We start from the raw sequence: 3,968 nt of genomic DNA, 5'->3' as shown, positions 1-3,968 counted from the left end.
CGTGAGTGCGGCGCAAATCTACTTCCATGGTAATAATAAATCAGTTGCCGAACTCGAACTCGCGATCTCAAAAGACTGTAGAATCATTGCCGATAACTGGCTCGAACTGGAAAATATTGCCCATATCGCCAGCATCGCAGGCAAAAATGTCCCCGTGATGATTCGGCTCACGCCAGGAATCGAGTGTCACACCCACGAATATATTCGCACCGGACATTTAGATAGTAAATTTGGTTTCGATCCCAATCAACTCGATGAAGTCTTCACCTGGTTGAGCAAACAAGCTCATATTACCTGTATCGGCGTTCACGCTCACATCGGCTCTCAAATCTTCGAGCAACAACCTCACCAAGATCTCGCAGGCGTGATGGTGGAGTGGTACAAACTCGCTCTCAGCCACGGTTTACCCATCAGCGAGATTAACGTCGGTGGTGGTTTGGGTATCAAATACACCGAAGCCGACGATCCGCAGAGCATCGACGAGTGGGTAAAAAACGTCGCTACTGCCCTCAAAATCGCCTGTGACACGCATGGAGTAGCCTACCCGCGCGTTTTATCCGAACCCGGACGTTCGTTGATTGGGAGTAGCTGTGTCACCGCCTACACCGTCGGCGGTAATAAAACCGTCCCCGGAATTCGGACATATATTAGTATCGATGGTGGCATGTCCGACAATCCCCGCCCGATTACTTATCAGTCCCAATATCGGGCGATGATTGCGAATAAAATGTCTGCACCGATGACTGAAACCGTCACGATCGCGGGCAAGCATTGCGAATCAGGTGATATCTTAATTAAAGATGCCCAAATCGCTGCTTCTGTACCGGGAGATGTCTTGGTAGTTCCCGCGACGGGCGCATATAACCATAGTATGTCTTCCAACTATAATCGGATTACTCGTCCGGCAGCGGTCCTAGTTAATAATGGCGAAGCAAGTATCATTATTGCGCGTGAAAACTACGACGATTTGTTGAGGTTCGACAGGTTGCCAGAGCGGTTAGTGAAGTAGCTAAATAACGATCGGGTTATAATATAGACAATTTAGTTATTTAAGCCCTGTCGATTGTGCCAGCTAAAGACGTTTTCCATGATGCAGTCAGACATGCGCTAGAAAAAGAACAGTGGATAATTACTGACGATCCACTGTTCTTGCGCTTTGGTGGAGTCGATATGTATATCGATCTCGCAGCAGAACAATTGATGACGGCTGAAAAGAATGGTGAAAAATCGCTGTTGAAATCAAAAGTTTTATCGGTGTTTCGGCAACAACAGAATTTAGTGCCGCACTAGGACAGTTTCTTAAGTATCAGCTTGCATTAGAAGAAGAACAGCCCGATCGTATTCTATATCTTGCTATACCTATAGATGCCGAGCGAAGTTTTTTTACCTTAGAATTACCCCGCCGATTGGTAGAGAAATATGGTGTCAATCTAATTGTCTAGAACCAGAAGAAGAGGCGATCGTTAAATGGCAAAAACAGACGAATATCGACAGCTAGTTCGGACTATTTTGACTGAATATAGTCAAATCAAATCGGCAAATGAAGAAGTAGATGCTGAATTAATATTCGATCTAGAACGCGATCGATATCAACTAGTTCATGTCGGTTGGTCGCGCAAGCGCAGGATTTATGGTTGTGTTTTACACTTAGATATAAAGGATGGTAAAATCTGGATTCAGCATGACGGTACGGAAGTAGGTATCGCCAACGAACTCATCGCCAAAGATGTACCCAAGCACGACATTATCATTGGGTTCCACTCTCCATTTAAGCGGCAATTTACTGAATTCGCAGTGAACTAATATTATTATAAAAGTAGGGGTAATTCATGAATTACCCCTACTTTTATGTGCGATTCGATCGAACTAATTATTATCTGTATTTATCGGCATCAAGCGATTTAGTGATAGCTGTAACTCAGCATTAAATTTATAAATATCATTTAAATCTCCAATTGGTTGTTTGATTTCTTTTGCACTCTCATCTAGAAAGCCAATATATTTTTGTTTGGAATTAAACCAAAGACGGCAAAGAGTCTTTGTGGGTTTGCCATCTAGACACACTCCAAAATATTTTTGAGTGTCTTTATATTGAATTCGGTTTGGTTCTACAGCTTCTCTTAGTAGAGATTTAATGATAAAAAATCCTTCCAATTCTTCTTCCGTCGTGACGATCGCATCTTCAGCTTTAATTAAATCTACTACAGGTAGTTGAATCTTAACTGTATGTTCGCTACGATCTTCTACTTCACGTTCGATAACAGATCTGAGCGTATCTGTGATTCGATCGCTGATTAGTTGATTTATTGAATCTTTAGTAATCTTAGTGAACTTATCAATTACACCTGACATGATTTTCCCTGAGTATACTTGAGACACAAAGAACTTTACAAATTCTGGTGATGGTTCCAAAAGCTGCTCGGACATAATCCGTTTAATTTCTTTGGTATACATCAAGTTACTGGCGGTGCTTTTCAGTTCACTGGAATTGAATACAGATTTAGAAAAACGTTTCAATTCAGCCACATTAGATTCTTGAATATCTTGCATATTAAATTCAAAGAAAGGCTTTGAATCCATCGCATTTGGTTTTTCTAAATCTGTGTAAAAACGATAGATAATACCATTAGTCAAAATTCCAAACATGGCATCAGTTGAAGACAGATACCGATACAACTGAGAGCCGTGTCTTGGATGATCTAATTCGTGCCCACACCATTTACACTCAAACAAGATGACAGGTTTACCATCAACTAAAATTGCATAGTCAACTTTCTCACCCTTCAAGCCTATAGCATCAGCAGTATACTCAGGACAAACTTCAGTGGGATTGAAGACATCGTAGCCCAACGCACTAAGCAATGGCATGATAAAAGCATTTTTAGTGGCTTCTTCCGTCTGAATTTGTTCGCGTAGCTTCGAGATTTGCTCGCTGATTTGCTTAATTCGATCGATAAAGTCCATTATATTCACAAGTATAAAATATATACTTAGAATGCCCTAGAGTTAATCACAAGTAACGTTTAAACTTAACAATACCAATATTCGATCGATCTCAGATCTGTTAGCGATAATTTGTAAATTGCAACGCCACAGGTAGATCTTCTTGCTTCATCCGCTGCATCACTGCTTGCAACTCATCTTTATCCTTTGCGGTAACGCGGACGACATCGCCTTGAATCGAGGGTTGAACTTTCTTAAACTCGTCCCGAATTAATTTGGAAATCTGCTTGGCAATCTCCTGAGTGAGACCTTTTTTGAGTGTAACTTCTTGACGAACTCGATTGCCGCTAGCTGAATCGATACTGCCGTAATCAAAGATTTTGAGCGATAGATTGCGTTTGATCGCTTTACTTTGGAGCATGTCATGAACTGCTGTGAGTGTCATTTCACTGGCAGTATTGATGGTAATCTTGTCTTCTGCTAGTTCGACAGTCGTTTGGGTATCTTTGAGATCGTAACGGCTGATAATTTCGCGATTGGTTTGATCGAGAGCGTTGACTAATTCCTGTCTGTCAAAATCGCTGACAATATCAAAGGAGAATGTAGATGCCATAGGGGTGCTTGGTTGAGTAGGATCTGTGCTTAGTTGGGGAAGGCTTTAGGCTTTGGGTGTTAGGTATTAGGGTTAAGAGAATTTAATTAGTTAAACCTAGATTTTACATGCAGTCCCTAAAACCCAAAGCCTAAAGCCTAGAGCCTAGAGCCTAATTCATGGTGCTGGCGATACTCATGGACATGAGCGTATAGATGGCGACGGAGCCGACTCCAAACATTAACGATCGACCGATCGGGAAATTGATGATATAAAAGATTGAGTAAAGTAGGCGGGCTGCTGTAAAACCGATCGCGCAATTAACTACCGTTGCGGAATCTTGCTTGGTGGTGTATGCCATTAATGCGGCTGCACTATACAGTATAAATGCTTCCCATGAATTTTGATGCGCCCAAGTTGCCCGTTGACCGTA

General features: G+C 41.8%; 5 protein-coding genes and 1 pseudogene. 3 read left to right on the top strand and 3 right to left on the bottom strand.

All coding sequences use genetic code 11. From position 1 onward, the window contains the following. The 3 genes and pseudogenes from lysA to RMO35_RS01455 all read left to right on the top strand — a co-directional run. Positions 1–1,009, top strand: a 1,009-nt coding sequence (lysA, locus tag RMO35_RS01470) for a diaminopimelate decarboxylase (RefSeq protein WP_309738051.1), incomplete at its 5' end; no start/stop codon positions are given. A gap of 56 nt (positions 1,010–1,065) precedes the next feature. Then, positions 1,066–1,498, top strand: a pseudogene (locus RMO35_RS25125) (XisH family protein). After that, positions 1,468–1,803, top strand: coding sequence for a XisI protein (locus tag RMO35_RS01455; RefSeq protein ID WP_309738048.1), 336 nt, complete (start codon positions 1,468–1,470; stop codon positions 1,801–1,803). Before RMO35_RS25125 ends, RMO35_RS01455 begins: the two are co-directional and overlap by 31 nt. Positions 1,804–1,866: 63 nt before the next feature. Here the strand turns inward: RMO35_RS01455 and RMO35_RS01450 are convergent, their stop codons facing one another. The 3 genes from RMO35_RS01450 to RMO35_RS01440 all read right to left on the bottom strand — a co-directional run. Then, on the bottom strand, positions 1,867–2,964 hold the full coding sequence (locus tag RMO35_RS01450) for a type I restriction endonuclease (protein ID WP_309738047.1): 1,098 nt from the start codon (positions 2,962–2,964) through the stop codon (positions 1,867–1,869). A 100-nt stretch (positions 2,965–3,064) separates the two neighbouring features. Continuing rightward, positions 3,065–3,556, bottom strand: coding sequence for a YajQ family cyclic di-GMP-binding protein (locus RMO35_RS01445; protein ID WP_309738046.1), 492 nt, complete (start codon positions 3,554–3,556; stop codon positions 3,065–3,067). A 151-nt stretch (positions 3,557–3,707) separates the two neighbouring features. Continuing rightward, positions 3,708–3,968, bottom strand: a 261-nt coding sequence (locus RMO35_RS01440) for an MAPEG family protein (protein ID WP_309738045.1), incomplete at its 5' end; no start/stop codon positions are given.

The sequence above is a fragment of the Chamaesiphon sp. OTE_20_metabat_361 genome (genome assembly GCF_031364565.1).
The sequence above is the reverse complement of the archived record's forward strand: the minus strand, read 5'-3'. Positions and strand labels throughout refer to the sequence as shown.

Coding starts and splice junctions, on each gene's coding strand:
- RMO35_RS01455 (WP_309738048.1), top strand. CDS start 1,468: ATGGCAAAAACAGACGAATATCGACAGCTAGTTCGGACTATTTTGACT.
- RMO35_RS01450 (WP_309738047.1), bottom strand. CDS start 2,964: ATGGACTTTATCGATCGAATTAAGCAAATCAGCGAGCAAATCTCGAAG.
- RMO35_RS01445 (WP_309738046.1), bottom strand. CDS start 3,556: ATGGCATCTACATTCTCCTTTGATATTGTCAGCGATTTTGACAGACAG.